This window comes from Streptomyces sp. SID13666 (genome assembly GCF_010548325.1).
Taxonomy (GTDB): Bacteria; Actinomycetota; Actinomycetes; order Streptomycetales; family Streptomycetaceae; genus Actinacidiphila; species Actinacidiphila fildesensis.
In genome coordinates this window covers 1-410 of record NZ_JAAGLX010000216.1, presented here as the reverse complement: position 1 = coordinate 410, position 410 = coordinate 1, and the positions used below count along the sequence as shown (strand labels likewise).

The window sequence follows — 410 nt, the reverse complement described above, 5'->3', positions numbered from 1 at the left end:
GGACGTGGTCACCACCACGACGTGCACGTGCGACGCGGCGCGGTCGGCGACGATCCGTCGGGTCGCCTCGAGGCCGTCCAGACCGGGCATCCGGATGTCCATGAGCACGACGTCGGGCAGGTGCTCCAGCGCGAGGCGGACGGCGTCGTCCCCGGTCGCGGCCTCGGCGACGACGCGCATGTCGTCCTCGGAGTCGATGAGCGCGCGGAACCCGCCCCGCACGAGCGCCTGGTCGTCGGCCAGCACGACGTCGATCATGGTGCCTCCTCGTGCCGCGGGGGTTCCTCGTCGGACCGCCCGGTGGTGCTCGGCCGGGGCGTCGCGTCCGGCCAGGGAAAGACTGCCCGCACCCGGAAGCCGCGTCCAGCGGTACCTTCCTCCAGCCCCGGCCCCGAACCCGCAGCGAGCGA

Annotated in this window: 1 protein-coding gene; it reads right to left on the bottom strand. The window is 74.1% G+C overall.

What is annotated here, in order from left to right:
• Positions 1–258 (bottom strand): response regulator transcription factor (locus G3I60_RS44165; RefSeq protein WP_164608598.1); only part of this gene is annotated, 258 nt, incomplete at its 3' end.
• Positions 259–410 lie beyond the last annotated feature (152 nt).